This is a genomic window from Geobacter sp. AOG2 (assembly GCF_019972295.1).
Taxonomy (GTDB): Bacteria; Desulfobacterota; Desulfuromonadia; order Geobacterales; family Pseudopelobacteraceae; genus Oryzomonas.
Window position 1 is genome coordinate 1,861,327 of the sequence record NZ_BLJA01000001.1, and the last position, 20,711, is coordinate 1,882,037.

A 20,711-nucleotide genomic window follows, 5' to 3' on the forward strand; every position below is an offset into this window, starting at 1 on the left:
GTCATGCTCCCGGGGTTTTTGGCGTTGGGGGTGTGCTGGTATCCGGCTTGTCGCCTTGTTTGCGGCGGTGACCGTGTTTGCGGTGCCGGCTTCTGCGGCGCCCATCTTGCTTCTTCTGGCCATCCTGCGTCTCGTCGCCATCGGCCTCGACGGAAGGCGGGGCAGTAGCAATCGCCGGCTTACTCTCCTGTCGTTTCTCCTCTTTCTGCTGGAGCGGCGGAGAAGAGGGCGGACGCTGCTGTCGGCGCTCACGCTGTTCACGGCGGGCCTCGGGCGGCGGAGTTGCCGCTGGCGGCGCCGGAAGCGCATCGGCGGCGCTGTCGCTCAGGATCTCGTCACGCCGGATGGTGATCTGCTTATTGTCGTCAAGCCTGAGGGTGATGTTACCGGTCAGGATGTTGATCTTGTCGATGACGCCGGCGGCGGTTGGGGTACGCACCCGTTTTCCGCATTTGGGGAAATTTTTTCGCAGGCAGCAGTAGGTTTCGTATTCGTAATCCAGGCAACAGAGCAAGCGGCCGCATTGCCCAGATATCTTGCTGGGGTTCAAGGCCAGGTTCTGCTCCTTGGCCATCTTGACCGATACCGGCTGGAATTCGCGCAGGAACGAGCAACAACACAATTCCCGCCCACAGATGCCGATCCCGCCGATCATTTTGGATTCGTCGCGCACGCCGATCTGGCGCATCTCGATGCGGGTATGGAAGGTATGGGCCAAGTCCTTGACCAGGTCGCGGAAGTCAACCCGGCCATCGGCTGTGAAGTAGAATACAGCCTTGCTGCTGTCGAACTGGTATTCCACTCGCACCAGCTTCATCTGCATGCCGCGTTCCATGATCCGTTTGAGGCAGAAGTCGAAGGCGCTTTTCTCCAATTGGCGGTTGCGTTCCTGGGTCGCCATGTCGTCCGGCGTGGCCTTACGCCGGATGGCGACCAGATTTTCGGGCACCCTCTCGGTGCGTTCGACCGGGGCTTGCAAAACGGTGCCGATCCCCAGACCACGTTCGGTCTCCACCACGACCTTGTCGCCGGGGGCCAGATCGAGGGTGCCGGCATCGAAATCGTACAGTTTACCGGCCGTTGAAAATTCTATGGCTACAATGCGTGGCAAAAATATCTCCTTTATTCCAAGCGTCCGGTGCGAGCTTTCGCGGCCCGGACCGTTCGTTGTGATTTAGTGTGCTGTGGTGGTTATCCTCATGAACAGCCTGTCCAAGGCAAGTTTGCTGTTGGCGTTGCGCTGAACCGCACGCCGGGTCTCCAGGATATCGTCCAGTATCTGCAAAGTACGTTGCAGGGGCCATTTGGCGGCAAAACCTTCAAGGGCGGGCCGGACCGTCGCATTGACGATAGCGGCGCTGCCGGCCGCCAAGTGGGCGATATCCCGCATGAACGAAATCAACATGTCCAGGGTTTCCAAGGTCTCATCCCGACTCGCACCCAATTCCTCGGAAGCGTCGAAAATGGTGGCGATGTTGTTCCGGTCAAGTCCCGAAAGGCGCGTCAGCAGGATCTCCTGCCGGTTGCCTAGGGCCTCGTTATCCAGTTCCAAAGCTCGCTGGATGCTGCCCTCGGCCACGGGGGCCAGCAGTTCCGCCGTCTCAGGGGTCATGCCGCGCCGCTCCAGTAACAACCGGATGTTCTCGGGCGACAGGGGAGAAAAGCGGATCGCCTGGCAGCGGGAACGGATGGTCGGCAGCAGCATGCCGGCGTTCTCGGTCAGCAGAATGATGATGGCGTTGCCGGGCGGCTCTTCCAGGGTTTTAAGTAGGGAGTTACCGGCTGCCGGGTTGAAACGTTCCGCCGACTCGATAATGCAGGCCTTACGCGGCGCCTCGTAGGGACGTAGGGATAAATCGCGTTGTAACTCCCTCACCTGCTCAATCTTGATGAACTGGCCGTCCGGTTCGATGTAATGGATGTCGGCATGGGAGCCGGCCGCCACCTTGCGGCACGAGGGACAGACGCCGCAGGCGTCGTCCTCGCGTTCTGAGCAGAAGATAGCTTGCACCAGAGCCTGGGCGGTCGTTTTGCGCCCGCAGCCGGACGGACCTTCGAACAGGTAGGAGTGGGAGGTCTTCCCGGAGCGGAGCGCCCGACGAAATACCTCGACAACCTGCTCGTGCCCCACGATGTCAGCGAACGGCATGCTGCTGTTCCTCCATGCGTGAGTCCACCTGCCGGGCGATGGTGTCGGCGATCCGCTCAATCGAATCGCCGCCGTTTACAATCAGAAAACGGTGCGGCTCTCCGCCGGCCAAGGCCAGATACCCCTCCCGGACGCGCTGGTGAAAGGCCAGGGCTTCCAGTTCAAAACGTTCCTCACGGGGGCCGCTGGAGGTGTCGATCCTGCGGCGCGCCCGCTCCAGGCCCAGAACGGGATCACAGTCGATCAACACAGTCAGGTCCGGGCGTACGCCTCCGCACGCCAGGTTGTTCAAGGTGTCAATGGTCTGGCGTTCGATACCCCGACCATTGCTCTGATAGGCGATGGTGGCGTCGGTAAAGCGGTCGCACAGCACCACGTTTCCAATCTCCAGTGCCGGCCTGACGATCTCGCCGACATGCTGGGCGCGGGCTGCGGCGTAGAGTAAAAGTTCAGCATGGGGCAACATGGCGCGGTTGTCGGCGTCCAGGAGAATGGCCCGGATCTTGTCGGCAATAGCGCAGCCGCCCGGTTCCCGCGTCAGCGTAACGGCCCGGCCGGAAGCCTTCAGGTGTTCGGCCAGTAGCCTGATCTGGGTGGTTTTGCCGCACCCCTCGATACCTTCGAATGTGATGAAATAGCCCACGTCCGTCCCTTGCCGATTATCTGCAAATGCTGAATTATAGGTGAGTTGCCGCGAATTCGCAACTGAATTTATATAGAGTATGTGTATCGCATTGCTTTGCCGGACGGCATGCTTTCTGTTGCCAAACTCAGGTTGCATGGCTATAGTTTGAACTCTAGGAGAAACAAAGACGTGGAGATTGATTACAACCAACTGGAAGAGCGGCTGGCGTATCGTTTCAGTGACCGCAGCCTGGCGTGCCGGGCATTGACCCATCCCTCCTGGCAGCATGAACGTAGCGGCACGGAGGAAGGCGATTACCAGCGCCTGGAATTCCTGGGGGATGCGGTTCTGGGCATGATGTTGGCCGAGACGCTCTATTCCCGCTTTCCGACCTGGAATGAGGGGGATCTGTCCCGCTTCAGGGCGCATTTAGCCGGGCAGGGAACTCTGGCGGCTCTGGCCCGTTCCCTTGACCTGGGTAGTTTTATTCGTCTCGGGCGGGGCGAGGAACAGACGGCCGGCCGCGGCAAGGATTCGATCCTGTCGGATGTGCTTGAGGCACTGATCGCGGCGATCTACCGTGATGGCGGATTGGAAGCGGCCCGCAGCTTGGTGATCCGGTTGTTCGATGGCCTGCTTGACGCCTCCGATGGCCGGGAGATAGGGCGGGATGCCAAGAGCGAGTTGCAGGAGCTTCTCTCGGCACGAGGTCTGCCGCCGCCGGAATACCGGCTGAGCGAGGAGTCCGGCCCTCCCCATGACCGGCAGTTTCGCTTTCAATTGTTGGTGGACGGCAGCGTAACAGGTGAAGGGGAGGGGAGATCGAAGAAGGTTGCCCAGCAGGTTGCGGCAGCCAAGGCGTTGGAACGGCTATTGTCAGATCAGGGACGCTGACGTGGAAGCGGTCACGGTTCCTTTCTTCATCAGTCATCAGGGATGCCCCCACACCTGTGTTTTCTGTGACCAACATGCAATTTCCGGTTCCCTCGGCAACCTGCCGGACCGGCAGCAGATTCATGCCGCAATCGGCTCCTGGCACCGCTCGGCAGCCGGTCGCCCCTTGGAGGTTGCTTTTTTCGGGGGCAGCTTTACCGCCCTGCCGGAATCGGTGCAGGATGAATTGCTTACCTCTGTTCGACCCCTTCTGGAGAGTGGTATTGTCGGGTCCATACGGGTATCCACCCGGCCTGACTACGTGGATGACAGCGTGGTTCGCCGTTTGGCCGCCCTGGGTGTCGCCGTCATCGAAATAGGCGTGCAGTCCATGGATGACGACGTACTGGCGCTGAGTGGCCGGGGCCACGACTCAGCCGCATCCGAGGCCGCCCTGCGCTGCATCAGGCGGCAGGGCGTTGCCGCCGGAGCACAGTTGATGCCCGGCCTGCCGGGCGACACGTCTGCCAGTGCGCTCAGGTCGTTGGAGCGGGTGATCGCCGCCGGAGCCACCTTTGTGCGACTCTATCCGGTGGTGGTGCTGCACGGGACGGAACTGGCCCGGCGCTACCAGGCGGGCGACTATCGTCCCTTGAGCCTGGAGCAGGGGATTGCGCTCTGCAAACAGCTTCTGCACAAGGCCATGCGAGCCGGGATCGACGTCATTCGTATCGGGCTTCAAGCCGCAGACGGGCTGAACAGCGCTACGGTGTTGGCCGGTTGCTGGCATCCGGCGCTCGGCCAACTGGTGCGTTCGGAACTCTATTTCGATCTGTTGAGCCACCTCATAGCGCCTTTGCCCGATGGCGTTCCCTTCAGGGTTGCCTGCCATCCCTCGCGGCTCTCGGACGTGATCGGTCAAAAACGGCAGAACCTGGTGCGTCTGCGGCCGTCGGGCGCGCTGATCGTGGTTAGGCCTGATGACTCCCTTTTAGAGGAAGAGGTTATGGTTGAATATTCAACGCAATGCTTTAGAAGTGATATTATAACAGGTTTGAATTACACTATTAGCGAGGTATGAGTCATGCGTAAAGAATCACTGACATTTCTTGAAAAGCTTCTCGACGCCCCCAGTCCGTCCGGCTATGAGCAGCCGGCCCAGCGTGTATTTCGCGACTATGTCGCTCCCTACTGCGATGAGTTGACCACCGATGTCATGGGGAATGTTTTTGCCCGCATTCCGGGTAAGGGTAAGGATCTGCCACGGGTAATGATTGTGGGGCATACGGATGAGATCGGTCTTCAGGTCAAGTACATCGACGATAAAGGGTTTCTCTACTTTGCCGCCGTGGGCGGGGTGGACGCCCATCTGACCCCCGGCAAGCGGGTCAATGTCCATACCATGAACGGCCTCTTGGTCGGCGTAATCGGGAAAAAGCCCATCCACCTTATGGACGCCAAGGACCGGGAGACCGTGGTCAAACTGGAATCCCAGTACATCGATATCGGGGCCAGGGACAAGAAGGAGGCCCAGAAGTTGGTCAGGGTTGGGGATGCGGTCACCTTCGAGAGTGCCTTCACTCGTTTGGCGGGTGATCGGGTATCGTCGCGCGGTTTCGACGACAAGGCCGGCTGTTTCGTGGTGGCCGAGGTATTGCGTCTGGTTGCGGCGGGCAAGAAAAAGCTGGCCGTGGATCTCTATGGTGTTTCTTCCGTTCAGGAGGAGATCGGCCTGCGGGGCGGCACCACCAGTTGCTATACCGTCAACCCGGACGTGGGTATCTGCGTTGAAGTGGATTTTGCCACCGACCAGCCCGACGTGGAGAAAAAACACAACGGCGAGGTGGCCTTGGGCAAGGGACCGATCCTGACCCGCGGTGCCAATATCAATCCGCACCTGTTCGAGCTGCTTTCCACGGCGGCGGAGAAGGAAAAAATCAGCGTACAGCATACCGCCAATCCCCGTGCTACCGGCACCGATGCCAATGTTATGCAGATTTCCCGTAACGGTGTGGCCACGGCCTTGGTAAAGATTCCGCTCCGCTACATGCATACACCGGTGGAAACCGTTTCCCTGAGCGATCTTGAGGATGCTGCCAAACTTATCGTGGCCGCGTTGGAGCGGATTACGTCGCGGGAGGAGTTCATTCCCCGCTGAACCTCAAATTCGGGATTGTTTTTTGGGCATTCATAAAATATGTACCCACCCTATGTGGTATAACTACAGGAGCGAGCCGTAGTCTCCGCCTGTAAAAGGCCGATTCTACGGCTTGTTCCTTGTACGGGCAGCCATGGTTTCAGGTATACTCTTTCCTTCTCCTTTTATCTTGACTTGCCTGGTTTGCTGTACTAACTTCTTTAAAATTAATCAACGAGGAGTTTTGTATATGCCCTACGACAAGTTAACGGAAGGTCTTACCTTTGACGACGTCCTCCTTGTGCCTGCTCACTCTCTTGTTTTGCCTCGCGATGTCAACCTCTCCACCCGCCTGTCCCGCAACATCCCCTTGAATATACCGCTGGTCAGCGCCGCCATGGATACGGTAACCGAGGCCCGAACCGCCATCTGTATGGCCCGTGAAGGCGGTCTCGGCATCGTTCACAAGAATCTCAGCATTGAGGCTCAGGCCCAGGAAGTGGACAAGGTTAAAAAGAGCGAATCGGGGATGATCGTTGATCCGATTACCATGCGTCCCAACCAGAAGATCCGTGAAGCTTTGGACATCATGTCGCGCTACCGCATCTCGGGCGTGCCGATCACCAAGCCTAACGGCAAGCTGGTGGGGATTCTCACTAACCGCGACCTTCGTTTCGAGACCGATTACGATCTGCCGATTTCGGCCCGCATGACCAAACGCAACCTGGTGACCGTACCGGTTGGCACCACCCTGGAACAAGCCAAGGAACACCTCAAGCATACCAGGGTCGAAAAGCTGCTAGTGGTCGACGACGAACGCAACCTCATGGGACTGATCACCATCAAGGATATCGAGAAGGTCAAGAAATATCCCAATGCCTGCAAGGACAGTCTGGGCCGCTTGCGGGTCGGCGCTGCCGTCGGACCGACTGCCGAGATGGAGGCCCGTATGGAAGGGCTGATCAGGGCCGGGGTCGACGTTATTGTCATCGATACCGCCCACGGACACTCCCAGGGGGTAATCGACGCCGTGATCCGGGCCAAATCGACATTTCCCGGTGTTGAGATCATCGCCGGCAACATCGCGACGGCCGAGGCAGCCGAGGCGCTTATCAAGGCGGGCGCCGACGCCATCAAGGTCGGCATCGGTCCCGGCTCCATCTGTACCACCCGCGTGGTGGCCGGGGTGGGCGTGCCACAGATAACCGCCATTCACGAGTGTTCCCGGGTAGCCCACAAGCACGGCGTGCCGGTCATTGCCGACGGCGGCATCAAGTATTCCGGCGATCTGCCCAAGGCGGTTTCGGCGGGCGCAGACAGTATCATGATCGGTTCGCTCTTTGCCGGGACCGAGGAGTCGCCGGGCGATACGATCCTCTACCAGGGCAGGACTTACAAAAGCTACCGCGGCATGGGTTCCATCGGTGCGATGAAGGATGGCAGCAAGGACCGTTATTTCCAGTCAGACGTGGGTGAAGATGTAAAACTGGTGCCGGAGGGGATCGAAGGCATGGTACCGCTACGCGGACCGCTTTCGGCCAATATCCACCAGTTGATGGGGGGCCTCCGGTCGGGCATGGGCTATACCGGTTGCGGCACCATCCCGGACATGCAGGAACGGAGCCGCTTCATCCGCATCACCGGCGCTGGCCTCAAGGAGTCCCACGTACATGATGTGACGATCACGAAAGAGGCTCCGAACTACCGGGTCGGCAATTAACTCAGTCGAAAAACTCAGGTTGTTCAAAAATAGTCAGATCGTCGCACCCGTAAAAAGACCTGAGGAGGCGTAGCACAGCGCTACGCCGCACGAAAGGGCTTTCGAGGATGGCGGCGAGATGGCTGTTTTTCAACAACCTCCAAAGAAAGATCCATAATGACCACCGATATCCACAGCCAGAAGATCCTCATCCTTGACTTCGGGTCGCAGGTGACCCAGCTTATCGCCCGTCGCATTCGCGAACAGAGCGTCTACTGCGAGATCCATCCCTTCAATATGCCCCTGGAAAAGATCAAGTCGTTCGATCCCCAGGGGATTGTACTTTCCGGCGGCCCGTGCAGTGTCTACGACGCCGATGCGCCGCTCTCGGACCAGCGCATCTTTGAGCTGGGCGTGCCGGTGCTCGGCATTTGTTATGGCATGCAACTCATGACCCAGCAACTGGGCGGCCGGGTGGAGCGCTCCAACAAGCGGGAATACGGACGCTCTCAACTACAGATCGACGATAATGGCGATCTCTTCAGCGGCTTCAGCGGTCATGAAGAGGTATGGATGTCCCATGGCGACCGCATTGAGGAGATGCCCAAGGGGTTCGGCACCATTGCTCACACCGACCATTCACCGGTTGCGGCCATGAAGGATGAACAGCGCCGTTTCTTCGGAGTGCAGTTTCACCCCGAGGTGGTGCATACACCCCGTGGCGATGAGATGCTGGGCAACTTCGTCTTCACTGTGTGCGGCTGCAAGCCAACCTGGACCATGGCCGGTTTTATCGAAACCGAGATTGCCTCGATCAGGGAAAAGGTCGGAACGGGTAAGGTTATCTGTGCCCTGTCCGGTGGGGTGGATTCCTCGGTCGTGGCGGTGCTGATCCACAAGGCCATCGGCGACCAACTTCAGTGCATCTTTGTTAACAACGGCCTGTTGCGCAAAGGTGAGGCCGAGAAGGTCGTCAACCTCTTCACCAAACATTTCAAAATCAATCTGGACTACGTTGATGCATCGGCTCGTTTTTTGGAAAAACTGGCGGGGGTCAGCGATCCGGAAAAGAAACGCAAGATCATCGGTAATGAGTTTATCTACCTGTTCGAGGAAGAGGCGGTCAAGTTGGGTGAGGTGGATTACCTGGCTCAGGGGACGCTCTACCCGGACGTGATCGAATCGGTCTCCATCAAGGGACCGTCGGCGGTCATCAAGAGCCACCACAACGTGGGCGGCCTGCCGGAACGCATGAACCTTAAGCTGCTGGAGCCGGTGCGGGAACTTTTCAAGGATGAGGTCAGGCTGCTGGGCAAGGAACTGGGGATGCCGGACGAGGTGGTCTACCGTCAACCATTCCCCGGGCCGGGGCTGGCGATCCGCTGCATCGGCGATCTGACGGCAGAAAAACTGGATATCCTGCGTGAGGCGGACGCCATTGTGCTTGAGGAGATCCGCAAGGCCGGTCTGTATCGCGATATCTGGCAGTCCTTTGCCGTACTTCTGCCGGTACGTACGGTAGGCGTTATGGGCGACGCCCGTACCTATGATTTTACTGTCGCGCTCCGTGCGGTCAATTCCCTGGATGGTATGACCGCCGACTGGGTCAAGCTGCCCTACGAACTCCTGGGCACCATTTCTTCACGCATCATCAACGAGGTCAAAGGGGTTAACCGGGTGGTGTACGACATCAGTCAGAAACCGCCGGCAACCATCGAGTGGGAGTAGTTTAAGGCAAAACTGGCGACAACTCATAACGACGATCGGGAGGTAAAAGATTTTGTCCTTAATTTCCTTTGAAGAGATCATGTTCACCATCATGTCCGCCACCCAGGACACCTTCAAGAGTTATATGAACATCGACCTGCTGGCCGGTAAGGTGGAAAAGCGGGTGGACCCTGTGGATTCCGATGTGACCGGTATTGTGGGTGTGGCCGGGGACCGGGTCGGCTACATCATCTTTGCCACCGACAAGAAAACTGCCCAGTGCGTCGCCAAGGAGTTGCTGATGGTGGATGAAGCCGACGACGAGTGTATCCGTGACGCGGTCGGCGAGCTGGCGAACAACATCGCCGGCGCATTCAAGACCAAATACCATGAACAGTACGGCAGCGTCGCTTTGGGGCTGCCGCTGGTAGTTTCCGGCCAATTGCGCGCCATTTCCGAACCGCCGGACCCCAACGAGAGCACCAGTATCAATGTCCAGTGCAAGGGTGTGACTATCCCCTTTACCACGGCCAACGGCTCTATCAACATCAAAGTCATGGTGTATATGTAGGCAGTGACGGTACCGGTATCCATGCGGTTTGCTTCAGGATGCCGCCTCGGAGTGTGGCTGTTCCCCGTGCTGCTTTCGGGGTGCACTGCCGCCGCAGTCCCGCGTTGGCGCAATGACGCCTATAGCAGCTTCAACGGAGCCTTGGCGGCGGCCGCCGATTCCTCGGCGCCCGATGAGGCCGATACGGTCCGGCGCACACTTGAACTTGCCGAACGCTATTGCAAAAGCGGCATGATTGAAGAGGCCGACAACCTGTACCGTCTTGCCGGTCAGGAGAGTCGCCTGCTTTCCCGAACCCTCCTCGCTGTAAAGCTGAAACAGGGGGTTGTGCTGAGCGTCGATCCGGACGGCAGCGAGCGGCACAACGCGGAAGTTGGCGTGGCTGATGAGATCGTTTCATTAAACAATGCCGTGCAAGCAGAAGAGCACCGGCCCGACCAAACGGGACAGGCCGTTCAAGCTGTGGATCACGAAAAATATCCACTCCCGCAGCCCGATCACGAAACGCCCCATGATGACAGTCCCCACGTCTCAGTACCTCCGCATGGTTCTTTCCAGGCCAGGATTCCCTTTTCGCCGCGACCAGTCATGCCGCGAACCGTTCCCAGGCTTAACACCATCTATCTCACCTTCGACGACGGCCCTTCGCGCCTGACGCTGCCGATTGCATCCTACCTGAAGTCCCAGAGCATACGGGCCACGTTCTTTGTCCTCGGCTGCAACATCAAGGGTCACGAAAAGGACGTCACCTCGCTGGTTGCCATGGGGCATCGGGTCGGTAGTCATACCTTTTCCCACAACCTGCACAAACTCAAGGCCTCTTTTGGTAGGGAAACCAGCGAGATAGGTCGGACCGCTTCCTTGGTTGAGCGTCTGGGAGGTGATGGCCACATGGTGAGAATCCCCTACGGTTCTTCGGACAGAAGCCTGGTTTCACGTGTAGCCGCCGAAGGCGCCCAGATCTTCGAATGGGATATCGACAGTTACGATTCCACCAGACGCGGCGCCCATGACCGCCGCTTCATCGAGAAGGCGGTGCTGGGGCAGTTGGCAAAAAATCCACGGAGACACGCCATTGTGCTCTTCCACGACGGTTCTGGCCATGATGCCACCCTGGCGGCCCTGAAGGAACTCATCCCTCTTCTCAAAAAACAGGGGTATCGTTTCGGGCTTCTTTCCCACAATGATAAAATGGCGCAATTGCCGGCCGAAGGAGGCGTGACTCCATGAAAAATCTACTGGAACGATACGGGGCGTTGCTGCAGGAGGTGGATCGCTGGTTCAACGGCTGCATCCAGCGTCATGGGGACCGGATTGTCTGCAACCGCGGCTGTTCGGCCTGTTGCCGGGGATTGTTCGATATCACCATCCTGGACGCTCTCTACCTGCGTAGCGGCATCGACGCCCTTCCTGAAGAGGTGCAGCGGTCTTTGCGCCTGAAGGCGGCAGATCGACTCTCCGCACTGACCGCCATCAACCCCTCTTTTGTCGAACCCTGGATTCTCAACCGTATCCCAGAGGATGAGTGGGAAGAGTTGATGCCGGAAGAGGACGAAACCCCCTGCCTGCTTCTGGCGGAAGACGGGAGTTGTCTGGTCTACGGGCAGCGTCCCATGACCTGCCGCCTGAACGGCATTCCGCTGTTCGACACCTCGGGGGAGGCGGTGATGGACGAGTGGTGTACCCTGAACTTTTGTGATGTTGATGCTGCGCTGATGGAGGACCTTCGCCACCCCTTCCTGGATTTGTTCGCCCAGGAATTACTTCTGTTCCGGGAACTGACCCGCAGGCTGCTGGGGGAGGCGGTGAGTGAGCTTGACACCTTCATCCCGGCGGCGGTTCTGCTCGACGCAGGGATGATCAGAGGCCTGCGGCGGCACTGATAAATATTTGGGTTTATCTACGGTTATCTACCGTTTTATGAAGGTTTTAAACGTGGAGCAACCCTTTCCACAATGGGTTCCAAATCGCTTGTATTGTAGACCGATGGGTAGCAGGTCCCCCAGGCACAGATGGAAAGCGCAGGAGGGCTGTCGTTCGCCTCGAAGAACAGGGTAAGGCTGGGGCAGTAACGCGATTTCAAGGTGTTCAGCAACTGCTGTATGACGGGATGTTCCCGCGGCCCACTGAAATAGGCCTCAACCGGTTCACTTTCCAGCAGGGCCATTGCGTGCAGGCTTCCCAGGTGGATTGCCGGTTGGCGTTGTACGTCGTCGTTGCAATCTTCCAGCAACCGGCGGGCATGATTCAGCAGGTCCTGCCTTCCGACGCATCGCGCCAGACGGATGAGCGTTTGTGCGGTCAGGGAGAATGCCGACGGCATGACACCGTCGTGTTCCAGGGATGCCGCCAGTGGCATTGGTTCTGCATCCCGGCCGGTTTTCGAGAATCTACCGCTGCTGGGGTCGAGGAACAACTCCAGAATCTGGTCGGCAAGCTGCAATGCATGTTCCAGCCAAGCCTTGTCGAGTGTGGCCTCGAACAATTCCAGCAGGCCAAACGCCAGGAAGGCATAATCCTCCAGAAATGCCGGGACATCGGACGCCTCCCCCAGAAAGCTGCGCAAGAGGCGTCCATCTTTGCGGCACAGCCGTTCCAGCAGGAAAGATGCTGCGCGAATGGCAGACTCCATGAATATGCTTGAGCCGGTCACCGCTCCCCCGCGGGCCAGGGCAGCAATCATCAGGCCGTTCCAGGAGGTAATAATCTTCTCGTCCCTGAATGGCCTGATGCGCTGTTCCCGCCGCTCCAGCAACAGCAAGCGGCCGCGTTCCAGTCGCTTACCGGTTTCCTCTGGGTCCAACCCTTCCCTGGCGCAGAACTCATCCAGTTTGAACATCGCATTCAGGATAGTACGTCCCTCAAAATTGCCCTCGTTGGTCACACGGTAGAACCGGCAGAACAGCGGTGCATCTGTGCCGAGGCACTCCTCGATCTCACGTCTGTCCCAGACGTAGTATTTACCTTCAATTCCTTCCGAATCGGCATCCACAGCCGCGTAGAAAGCCCCTTCGGGTGAGGTCAGCTCGCGCATAACGAAACCGAAGATGTTTTCGGCCATCACGAGCCAGGAATCATCACCCGTCGCTTGACTCGCCTCCAACACCGTCAGCCCGAACATGGCCTGGTCGTAGAGCATCTTTTCGAAATGCGGCACGAGCCACTCCCGGTCCACGGCATAACGGTGCAGACCTCCGCCAATCTGGTCCCATATCCCGCCGTTGCCTATCCTGTACAGAGTCTGGAGTGCCATCTCCAACGCCTGAGGATTTCCCGCTGCCCCCTGCCCGATCAGCCAACTCAGGTTGATGGGCATGGGGAACTTGGGGGCGGTCCCAAATCCGCCGTGCTGAGAGTCGTACATGCTGTGCAAATGGTTGAAGGATGTGTCTATAAGTTCTTGTAAATCCTGGCTTGTATTGTTTGATTCCTTGCGGGAAATATTGCCCATGGCTTCCATGATGCTGCGGCAGTTGTTTTCGATCAGATCGGGTCGCTGTCGCCAGAGCGCCGCAATATTGGGGAGCAGTTCCAACAGGCCGCTCATACCTGAGTATCCCTGTCGTGGGATATAGGTTACTGCCATGAAGGGACGCTTGTCCGGCGTCATGAAGATGTTCAACGGCCAGCCGCCGCTGCCGGTCAACACCTGGGACACGGCCATGTAGAAATCGTCGATATCCGGACGTTCCTCCCGATCCACCTTGATGCAGACGAAATGGTTGTTCAGCAGACCGGCAATCTGTTCGTCCTCGAAGGACTCGTGAGCCATGACGTGGCACCAGTGGCAGGTGGCGTAGCCGATAGAGAGCAGAATCGGCAAATTTCCGTCGCGGGCCTTCTCAAAGGCCGCGTCACCCCATTCATACCATGATACCGGGTTTTCAGCATGTTGCAGCAGGTAGGGACTGCGGGCGAAGATCAGGCGGTTGAAATGTTGGCCGCCGTCAGGCGGAAGCGAGCTCTTGTCCAATGCCCGGAGCCGGGCGATATGCGCCGATGTGTCAAGCTTCGTGTGTGCCACGGGATACCTCATTTATTGGGGTCGAGGTGCGGTATGTTTTATAAATGCCCGGAATAATGCGAGTTTATTGTTGACAATGGTCGCTACGTTGCTATAGGTTTGATTGTAACAATTTTAGAGGAGGGTGATATGAAAAAAGTTTCTTTGCTTGTCGTTTTTTTGCTGTGTTGCGCATTCACCGCATTTGCCAAGGATACGCTGCCCAGCCCGGAAGTATTAGGCAAGGAATCGATTTTCATTGCCGAGCGCCTGTCCAGCTATGACACGATAATTGTCAAGGCGTTTTCCACCGAGGGGGCTGAATTCGTCAATCTTGACGACGAGGAAAAGAAGATCGTCGAAGAAATCAAGCCGACCATCGTAAAAAACCTGAGAGAGAGCCTCATCAAGAACCTGAAAAAGGAAGGCAAATTCAAAAATGTTCTGACCAATGGCGCAACAAAGGGTAAGACTATAATTGTGGAAGGGAAATTCACCAAGTTCAACGGCGGCATCGGAGCGGCAAAGTTTTTTCTGGGGTGGATGGCGCCGGAAAGCGGCAAGACCAATATCTCGGTTGCCGGCCATCTGATTGACGCCAAGACGGGCAAGGAGTTGGCCACCTTCAGCGATACCCGATCCGGCGGTGAGGGAGGTGGGCTGGGCCGCATAAGGGGGGTTATGCCGGTGCAGGCCACGGACGAGGGCGAGGAGATCGCCAACTTCATCCACAAGCTTTACTGACGGCGGCAGAGCCCACGCCGGCATTGGTTGCGGGCGTTTTTCGAGGTGAGCTCTTCATGCTTGAGATCAGCGGCAATATCTGGGACTATCAGAAAACCGCCATCGTCGTCGTCACCACCAACGGGCAGGTGACGAAGAACGGCACGGCCGTTATAGGTCGTGGGGTTGCTGCCCAGGCGGCGCGCTTGTTTCCCTGGTTTTCCCAAAGGCTTGGCGCCTGCATAACAGAGAACGGCAACCATGTTCACCATCTGGGCGACAATCTGGTGAGTTTTCCGGTGGAGCATTCACCCTACGAAATCCCGGACCTGGGGCTGATCGAACGGTCTGCCCGAGAATTGGCTGCCATGGCTGACGAAGCGGGGTGGACCACGGTTGTAGTGCCACGGCCAGGCTGCGGTGGTGGGGGACTGTCGTGGCATGATGTTCGCCGGTTGCTGGAACCCCATTTTGATGATCGTTTTTTGGTGATCACGGCAGAATAGCGCTCTTCGTTACTCCCCCAGCATCCGCGCAAAGAAAGCGGCCGCCATATCCACCGTCTCCCCCGGTGCGCCGTCATTGTCCGCCGTATCTATCAGCAGGTGTTCCGGTATCTCGGCCAGGAAGCGGCTCGGCTTGCGCTCCTCGATGGTACCGTACTTCCTCCGGGTCAGGCAGCGGGAGAGGGTCAGGTGCTGCCGGGCACGGGTGATGCCCACATAACACAGCCGCCGCTCCTCGGCGCAGGCCGGATCCTCTTCGATTGAGCGCTTATGGGGGAGCAAGTCCTCCTCCATTCCCACCAGATAGACATGATTGAACTCCAGCCCCTTGCTGGAGTGCAGCGACATGAGCGTGACGGCATTGTGGCCGTGATCCTTGTCGTCCTCTGATTTTTCCTCGTCCATCAGTGTTATTCGTTCCAGAAAGGCCGACAAGGTGGCTCTGGGGGTTTGCGCCTCGAAGATGGCCAGGGAGTTGACCACCTGTTCGATGTTTTCGATCCGTTTGCGGGCCTGGGAGGCGTCGTTCAGGGTGCGGTACAATTCGTCCTCTATGCGCAGGCGGTTGAAAAGGGCGTTGACTTGAGCGCCCATGTCGGTACGGCTGAAACCGGCAATAACTTCCGTCATCATCCTGTGGAAGGCCGTTACCGCCTTTTTTGACGACTCCGAGATGTCGGCGATCTGCGTCACCCGGCCCAGGGTCTCGAATAGAGGGACGTTATGCGCCAGGGACCACTGGTTAAGATGCACCAGGGTATTATCGCCGATGCCCCGACGGGGGAAATTGATGATGCGCAAGAGGGATGCCTCGTCGCCCGGATTGTCGATGACCCGCAGGTAGGCCACGGCGTCCTTGACCTCTTTGCGTTCGTAGAACTGCTGCCCTCCCACCACCACATAGGGGATGCGCTCCAGGCGCAGTTTTTCCTCAAAGGCGCGGCTTTGGGCATTGGAACGATAGAGTACGGCGAAATCGGACCATGGGAGTTTGTCCCGGAACTGCTCCAACATCATGGCATCAATTACCTTGGCGGCCTCTTCCTCCTCGTCGGCCGCGACGATCAGGTCAATTCCGCGGCCTTGGCCGCCGGCCGTCCAGAGCGCCTTGTCGGTGCGGACCGGATTATTCCTGATGACGCTGTTGGCCGCGTCCAGGATCGAACTGGTGGAGCGATAGTTCTGCTCCAGCTTGATTACCCGGCAGCCGGGATAGTCGTGTTCGAAGTTAAGGATGTTCTGCACCTCGGCTCCCCGCCAGCCGTAGATGGACTGGTCGTCGTCCCCCACCACGCAGATGTTGCCGTGCCTCTGTGCCAAAAGTGAGATCAGCAGGTACTGGGAGGCATTGGTGTCCTGGTATTCATCCACCATGATGTAGCGGAAACGTTCCTGCCAGTACCCCAGGATTGCGGCGTTTGATTGCAGTAACCTGACCGAGAGCATGATGATGTCGTCGAAATCGATGGCGTTGAAGCCTTTGAGCAGTTCCTGGTAGCGGGGGTATACGGCTGCCGCGGCCAGTTCAAGCTTGTCGTCGTGTGCCGGTTTGAAGTCCGCCGGCCCGATCAGGCGGTTTTTGAGGCCGGATATCTTCCACAGGATCAGGTCCGGATCGCATTGTTTCGGATCGATGTCCCGCTCACGCATGGCTTGGCGCAGTACGCCGGCCTGATCCGACGAAGAGTAAATGGAGAAGTTGGGTTTGAAGCCCAAAGCCCGGATGTCTCGCCGCAGGACGCGTACCCCCAGGGAGTGGAAGGTGGAGATGACGATCCCGTCCGCTATTCTGCCGGCCATGGCACCGACGCGCTCCTTCATCTCACGGGCTGCCTTGTTAGTGAAGGTCACCGCCAGGATGTTTTCGGCGGAGATACGCTTGTCCTTGAGCAGGTGAACAATGCGGGTTGTGATGACCTGGGTCTTGCCGGAACCGGCCCCGGCCAGGACCAGCAGGGCACCTTCGGTCTGGTTGACAGCTTGTTGCTGCGGTGGATTGAGTCGTTTCATAGGTGATCAGGTGTACCACATGCGGCCTTGCCGAGGCAAATCAGTTTCATGTTTGTTGCCAAGCTGCAAAAATAATGTAACATTTTGAAGGTAAATTACATCGACACCACGGAGATCACGGTGACAACCTCTCCCCACGCAAAGAAACAATCCCAGAACAAGACTAAGCGAGGCAAGGTGGAAAAGGCTGAGACAACAGCGGAAAAAATTCCCAAAGCCAAGGTATTGAAACGTAATCCGACTGCAGCCGCACAGTGTGTAGCCCCGGCGGCGCCCGGGTTCGACCTGAACGACAGCGAATGGTATCTCAATCGCGAACTTACCTGGCTGGCGTTCAACCAGAGGGTGCTGCATGAGGCCGAGGACAGTCGTACGCCCCTGCTCGAGCGCCTGAAGTTTATCGCTATTGTCAGCTCCAATCTTGACGAATTTTTTATGAAGCGCATCGGCGGCCTCAAACAGCAGATCGGCGCCGGCATGCGGGAACTGACCCTGGACGGACGCACACCTCGCCAGCAGGTACAGGAATGCCACCTCCTCATTCGTGGTCTGGAGGCTCGCAAGGATGCCCTTTTCCGCCAGGTATGTTCCCTGCTGGAGGAAAAGGGTATCGCCATAGAAACCTATAACGAGCTGACGGCAAAAGAGAAAAAGACGCTTCGGGAACACTACTATACCAATATATTCCCTCTGTTGACCCCCCAGTCCATCGATCCGGCCCATCCTTTTCCCTTCATTTCCAGCTTGTCGCTCAACCTGCTGGTGACCCTGCGTTACCCCAGAGCGCGAGAGGTATCCCTGGCACGGGTCAAGGTGCCGGTCGGCCTGGGAACGCCTCGTTTTATCAGGGTGGGGAAGGGAGATCATTTCGTTTGCCTGGAAGAAGTGATGATGAACAACCTGGATATGCTCTTTCCCGGTATGAATATCGTGAGTTGCGAGATTTTTCGCGTTACCCGCAACGCCAATACCGAAAAGGACGAAGAAGAGGCCGACGATCTGATGGCCATGATCGAATCCGAGTTGAAAGAGCGCAAGTTTGCCCCGATTGTACGTATGGAGATAGGTGCCGGTATGGACCCGGTCCATCGCGGTCGTCTGGCGGCTGAACTGGAACTGGATGAAGAAAACGATGTCTTTGAAGTGCCCGGACTTCTGGCCATGCGCGATCTGTTCGAACTGACTTGTCTCGACTATGCCCGGCTACACGATCCGCCCCATTACCCCATAGAACATCCCTTGTTGCAGACGACGCGCAATATCTTCCATATTATCCGCGACAGCGGGTCCATTCTCCTGCAGCACCCCTATGAATCTTTTTCCACCTCGGTGGAGCGCTTCCTGCGCGAAGCGGCGACCGATCCCAAGGTACGCGGCATCAAGATGACCCTCTACCGCACCTCCGTTCATGGCCGTATCATTGATTCCCTGGTTCTGGCCGCCCAGAACGGCAAACAGGTGGCGGTGGTGGTGGAACTCAAGGCCCGCTTCGATGAAGCGGCCAATATCCGGCTGGCGGAACGGATGGAAGAGGCCGGTATCCATGTCACCTACGGCGTCGTCGGACTCAAGACCCATTGCAAGGTGATACTGGTGGTGCGTCAGGACTACAACGGGCTGCGGAGGTATGTGCATATCGGCACCGGAAACTATCATGCCGAGACAGCTCGCATCTACAGTGACCTGGGCATCCTGACCTGCGACCAGACCATTGGCCAGGACGTGACGGAACTGTTCAATTACCTGACCACCGGTTTCATGGCAAAACGCAACTATCAGAAAATCGTGCCGGCTCCCCGCATGCTTAAAAAGGCGCTGCTGTCCCGGATCGAGCGGGAAATTGAACTGCACCGCCAAAAGGGCGGCGGGCTGATCCAGTTCAAGATGAATGCCCTGGAAGACGGCGACATCGTCAAGGCTCTCTACCGCGCGTCCCAGGCAGGGGTGAAGATCGATCTGGTGGTGCGCGACACGTGCCGCCTGCGCCCCGGCATCCCGGGACTCTCTGAAAATATTCGTGTAATGAGTGTTGTCGGCAGGTTTTTGGAACACTCCCGCCTTTACTATTTCAAGAATGGCGGAGCGGATGAATATTTCATCGCTTCGGCCGACGCCATGAAGCGCAATCTGGAAGCGAGAGTTGAGATTCTCTGCCCGGTCGAGTCCCCGGAGTTGACCAAGGACCTGCGTGCCATCTTTGATATCCATATTTCCGATCAATGTTCGGTCTGGGATATGCAGTCGGACGGTAGTTATATTCAACGCAAGCCTGCTTCGGATTCCCCGCCCCATGGGAGCCATCACCTGATGATCGAGTGGGCCGCCAGGCGTCTTAGGGAATCCCAGAAGCAAAAGAAGAAAACCCGATTGAAATCCTGATCCTATTAAATGCTCATTTTCAACGGCTGCTTTGGCAGCCGTTTTTTTTTGCAGGTGTGTCAGATCTTTTGAGATAAATGTGTTGCAATAGAACAATTTTATAATATACTAAATGGCAATAAATGTTTTGTTACATGGCTATAATAATTGGAATTAGACCACGCCAACCAAAAAAGGGGGTTGTGTATGAATAAACACGATGATGGTATTGAAAACGGTTCAGTAGAACGTGATTACACTTGTCGTGAGTATTCCGTGGGTGAAATACTCCGAGAGCGGGGGGTGTCCCGGCGGGATTTTTTGAAGTTCTGTTCCGCCATGACGGCAGCCATGGCCCTGCCGGCCGCATTTGTTCCCAAGGTGGCCCAGGCCCTGGACGAGGTCAAGCGTCCGCCGCTGGTCTGGCTGGAGTTTCAGGACTGCGCGGGGGATACCGAGGCATTGCTCCGTTCCGCCAACCCGACCGTAGGGGAAATCATTCTCGATATTCTCTCCGTCGATTACCACGAGACCATTATGGCCGCAGCCGGTCATCAGGCTGAAGCCGCCCTGGAAAAAACCATAACCGATTACAGGGGTAAATACATCTGTGTCGTTGAGGGGTCGATTCCCATGAAGGACGGCGGCGTCTACGGCTGTGTCGGCGGCAAGTCGCACCTCGATCGTGCTCGTCAGGTCTGCGGCGGTGCCCTGGCAACCATTGCGGTAGGCACCTGCGCCTCCTTCGGCGGTATCCCCGCCGCCGTGCCCAATCCAACCGGCGCCGTCGGCGTCAGGGAGGCGGTCCCCGGCGCAACGGTCATCAACCTGCCCGGTTGTCCGGTCAATGCCGACAATCTAACCGCCACCGTGGTTCACTACCTGGTATTCGGCAAGATTCCGGCCCTGGACGGCCATGGGCGTCCGCTGTTTGCCTATGGCAAGCGTATCCACGACAACTGCGAGCGCCGCGCCCATTTCGACGCCGGCCAGTACGTGGAACATTGGGGCGACGACGGCCACCGCAAGGGATTCTGCCTCTATCGGATGGGATGCAAGGGGCCAGCCACCTTCCATAATTGTCCCACCCAGCGCTACAACGACAAGACCAGTTGGCCGGTGGGCAGCGGTCATGGCTGCGCCGGATGTTCAGAGCCTGCTTTCTGGGACACCATGGGGCCCCTGTATAAGCGTCTGCCCAACGTGCCCGGCTTCGGCATTGAGCATACCGCCGACAAGATCGGTATCGGTCTGGCTGCAGGTGCTGCGGCAGCCTTTGCCGTTCACGGCGCGCTGAACGCCTTCAGAAAAGACAAAGAACCCAGCGACGAAACCAGGGAGGGATAGGCA

Annotated in this window: 17 protein-coding genes; 12 read left to right on the forward strand and 5 right to left on the reverse strand. The window is 57.7% G+C overall.

Annotation, left to right across the window (positions count from 1 at the left end; all coding sequences use genetic code 11):
- Nucleotide 1: 1 nt before the first annotated feature.
- From LDN12_RS08420 to tmk, 3 genes are all read right to left on the reverse strand, one after another.
- Nucleotides 2–1,111, reverse strand: coding sequence for a stage 0 sporulation family protein (locus LDN12_RS08420; RefSeq protein ID WP_223922224.1), 1,110 nt, complete (start codon nucleotides 1,109–1,111; stop codon nucleotides 2–4).
- A 63-nt stretch (nucleotides 1,112–1,174) separates the two neighbouring features.
- Nucleotides 1,175–2,149, reverse strand: a complete 975-nt coding sequence (holB, locus tag LDN12_RS08425) for a DNA polymerase III subunit delta' (RefSeq protein WP_223922225.1) — start codon at nucleotides 2,147–2,149, stop codon at nucleotides 1,175–1,177.
- On the reverse strand, nucleotides 2,136–2,792 hold the full coding sequence (gene tmk, locus LDN12_RS08430; RefSeq protein ID WP_223922226.1) for a dTMP kinase: 657 nt from the start codon (nucleotides 2,790–2,792) through the stop codon (nucleotides 2,136–2,138). Before tmk ends, holB begins: the two co-directional genes overlap by 14 nt.
- A 171-nt stretch (nucleotides 2,793–2,963) precedes the next feature.
- Between tmk and rnc the strand changes: the two genes are divergently transcribed.
- The 8 genes from rnc to LDN12_RS08470 all read left to right on the forward strand — a co-directional run bounded on the left by rnc (nucleotide 2,964) and on the right by LDN12_RS08470 (nucleotide 11,644).
- The gene (gene rnc / locus LDN12_RS08435; RefSeq protein ID WP_223922227.1) at nucleotides 2,964–3,668 is read left to right on the forward strand and encodes a ribonuclease III; all 705 of its coding nucleotides are present in this window, start codon (nucleotides 2,964–2,966) and stop codon (nucleotides 3,666–3,668) included.
- 1 nt (nucleotide 3,669) lies between these two features.
- Nucleotides 3,670–4,728, forward strand: coding sequence for an elongator complex protein 3 (locus LDN12_RS08440; protein ID WP_223922228.1), 1,059 nt, complete (start codon nucleotides 3,670–3,672; stop codon nucleotides 4,726–4,728).
- A 3-nt stretch (nucleotides 4,729–4,731) separates the two neighbouring features.
- Entirely contained in the window at nucleotides 4,732–5,805 is a 1,074-nt protein-coding gene (locus LDN12_RS08445) for a M42 family metallopeptidase (RefSeq protein WP_223922229.1), read from the forward strand.
- Between the two features lie 229 nt (nucleotides 5,806–6,034).
- Entirely contained in the window at nucleotides 6,035–7,504 is a 1,470-nt protein-coding gene (gene guaB, locus LDN12_RS08450; RefSeq protein ID WP_223922230.1) for an IMP dehydrogenase, read from the forward strand.
- Nucleotides 7,505–7,660: 156 nt separating this feature from the next.
- Nucleotides 7,661–9,211: a glutamine-hydrolyzing GMP synthase gene (guaA, locus tag LDN12_RS08455; protein WP_223922231.1), complete on the forward strand. Its 1,551-nt coding sequence runs from the start codon at nucleotides 7,661–7,663 to the stop codon at nucleotides 9,209–9,211.
- Between the two features lie 52 nt (nucleotides 9,212–9,263).
- Nucleotides 9,264–9,761 (forward strand): chemotaxis protein CheX, encoded by a 498-nt coding sequence (locus LDN12_RS08460; RefSeq protein WP_223922232.1) that lies wholly within the window; start codon nucleotides 9,264–9,266, stop codon nucleotides 9,759–9,761.
- Nucleotides 9,762–9,782: 21 nt separating this feature from the next.
- Complete coding sequence (locus tag LDN12_RS08465) at nucleotides 9,783–10,991, forward strand: polysaccharide deacetylase family protein (protein WP_223922233.1); 1,209 nt, start codon at nucleotides 9,783–9,785, stop codon at nucleotides 10,989–10,991.
- On the forward strand, nucleotides 10,988–11,644 hold the full coding sequence (locus LDN12_RS08470; RefSeq protein WP_223922234.1) for a YkgJ family cysteine cluster protein: 657 nt from the start codon (nucleotides 10,988–10,990) through the stop codon (nucleotides 11,642–11,644). The genes LDN12_RS08465 and LDN12_RS08470 overlap by 4 nt, the downstream gene beginning before the upstream one ends.
- A 35-nt stretch (nucleotides 11,645–11,679) precedes the next feature.
- Here LDN12_RS08470 and LDN12_RS08475 read toward each other — a convergent pair whose 3' ends face one another.
- Nucleotides 11,680–13,785, reverse strand: a complete 2,106-nt coding sequence (locus tag LDN12_RS08475) for a thioredoxin domain-containing protein (protein WP_223922235.1) — start codon at nucleotides 13,783–13,785, stop codon at nucleotides 11,680–11,682.
- Nucleotides 13,786–13,914: 129 nt separating this feature from the next.
- Here LDN12_RS08475 and LDN12_RS08480 point away from each other — a divergent pair, with 129 nt between their 5' ends.
- On the forward strand, nucleotides 13,915–14,508 hold the full coding sequence (locus tag LDN12_RS08480; RefSeq protein ID WP_223922236.1) for a DUF4410 domain-containing protein: 594 nt from the start codon (nucleotides 13,915–13,917) through the stop codon (nucleotides 14,506–14,508).
- A 56-nt stretch (nucleotides 14,509–14,564) separates the two neighbouring features.
- Nucleotides 14,565–14,993, forward strand: coding sequence for an ADP-ribose-binding protein (locus LDN12_RS08485; RefSeq protein WP_223922237.1), 429 nt, complete (start codon nucleotides 14,565–14,567; stop codon nucleotides 14,991–14,993).
- 9 nt (nucleotides 14,994–15,002) lie between these two features.
- On the opposite strand, the gene LDN12_RS08490 is transcribed toward LDN12_RS08485, so the two are convergent.
- On the reverse strand, nucleotides 15,003–17,003 hold the full coding sequence (locus tag LDN12_RS08490; RefSeq protein WP_223922238.1) for an ATP-dependent helicase: 2,001 nt from the start codon (nucleotides 17,001–17,003) through the stop codon (nucleotides 15,003–15,005).
- Between the two features lie 225 nt (nucleotides 17,004–17,228).
- Here LDN12_RS08490 and ppk1 point away from each other — a divergent pair, with 225 nt between their 5' ends.
- Both ppk1 and LDN12_RS08500 read left to right on the forward strand, forming a co-directional pair.
- Entirely contained in the window at nucleotides 17,229–19,382 is a 2,154-nt protein-coding gene (gene ppk1, locus LDN12_RS08495; protein WP_374045085.1) for a polyphosphate kinase 1, read from the forward strand.
- Between the two features lie 186 nt (nucleotides 19,383–19,568).
- A complete protein-coding gene (locus LDN12_RS08500) occupies nucleotides 19,569–20,708 on the forward strand; it encodes a hydrogenase small subunit (protein WP_223922240.1) in 1,140 nt (379 codons plus the stop codon).
- Nucleotides 20,709–20,711 lie beyond the last annotated feature (3 nt).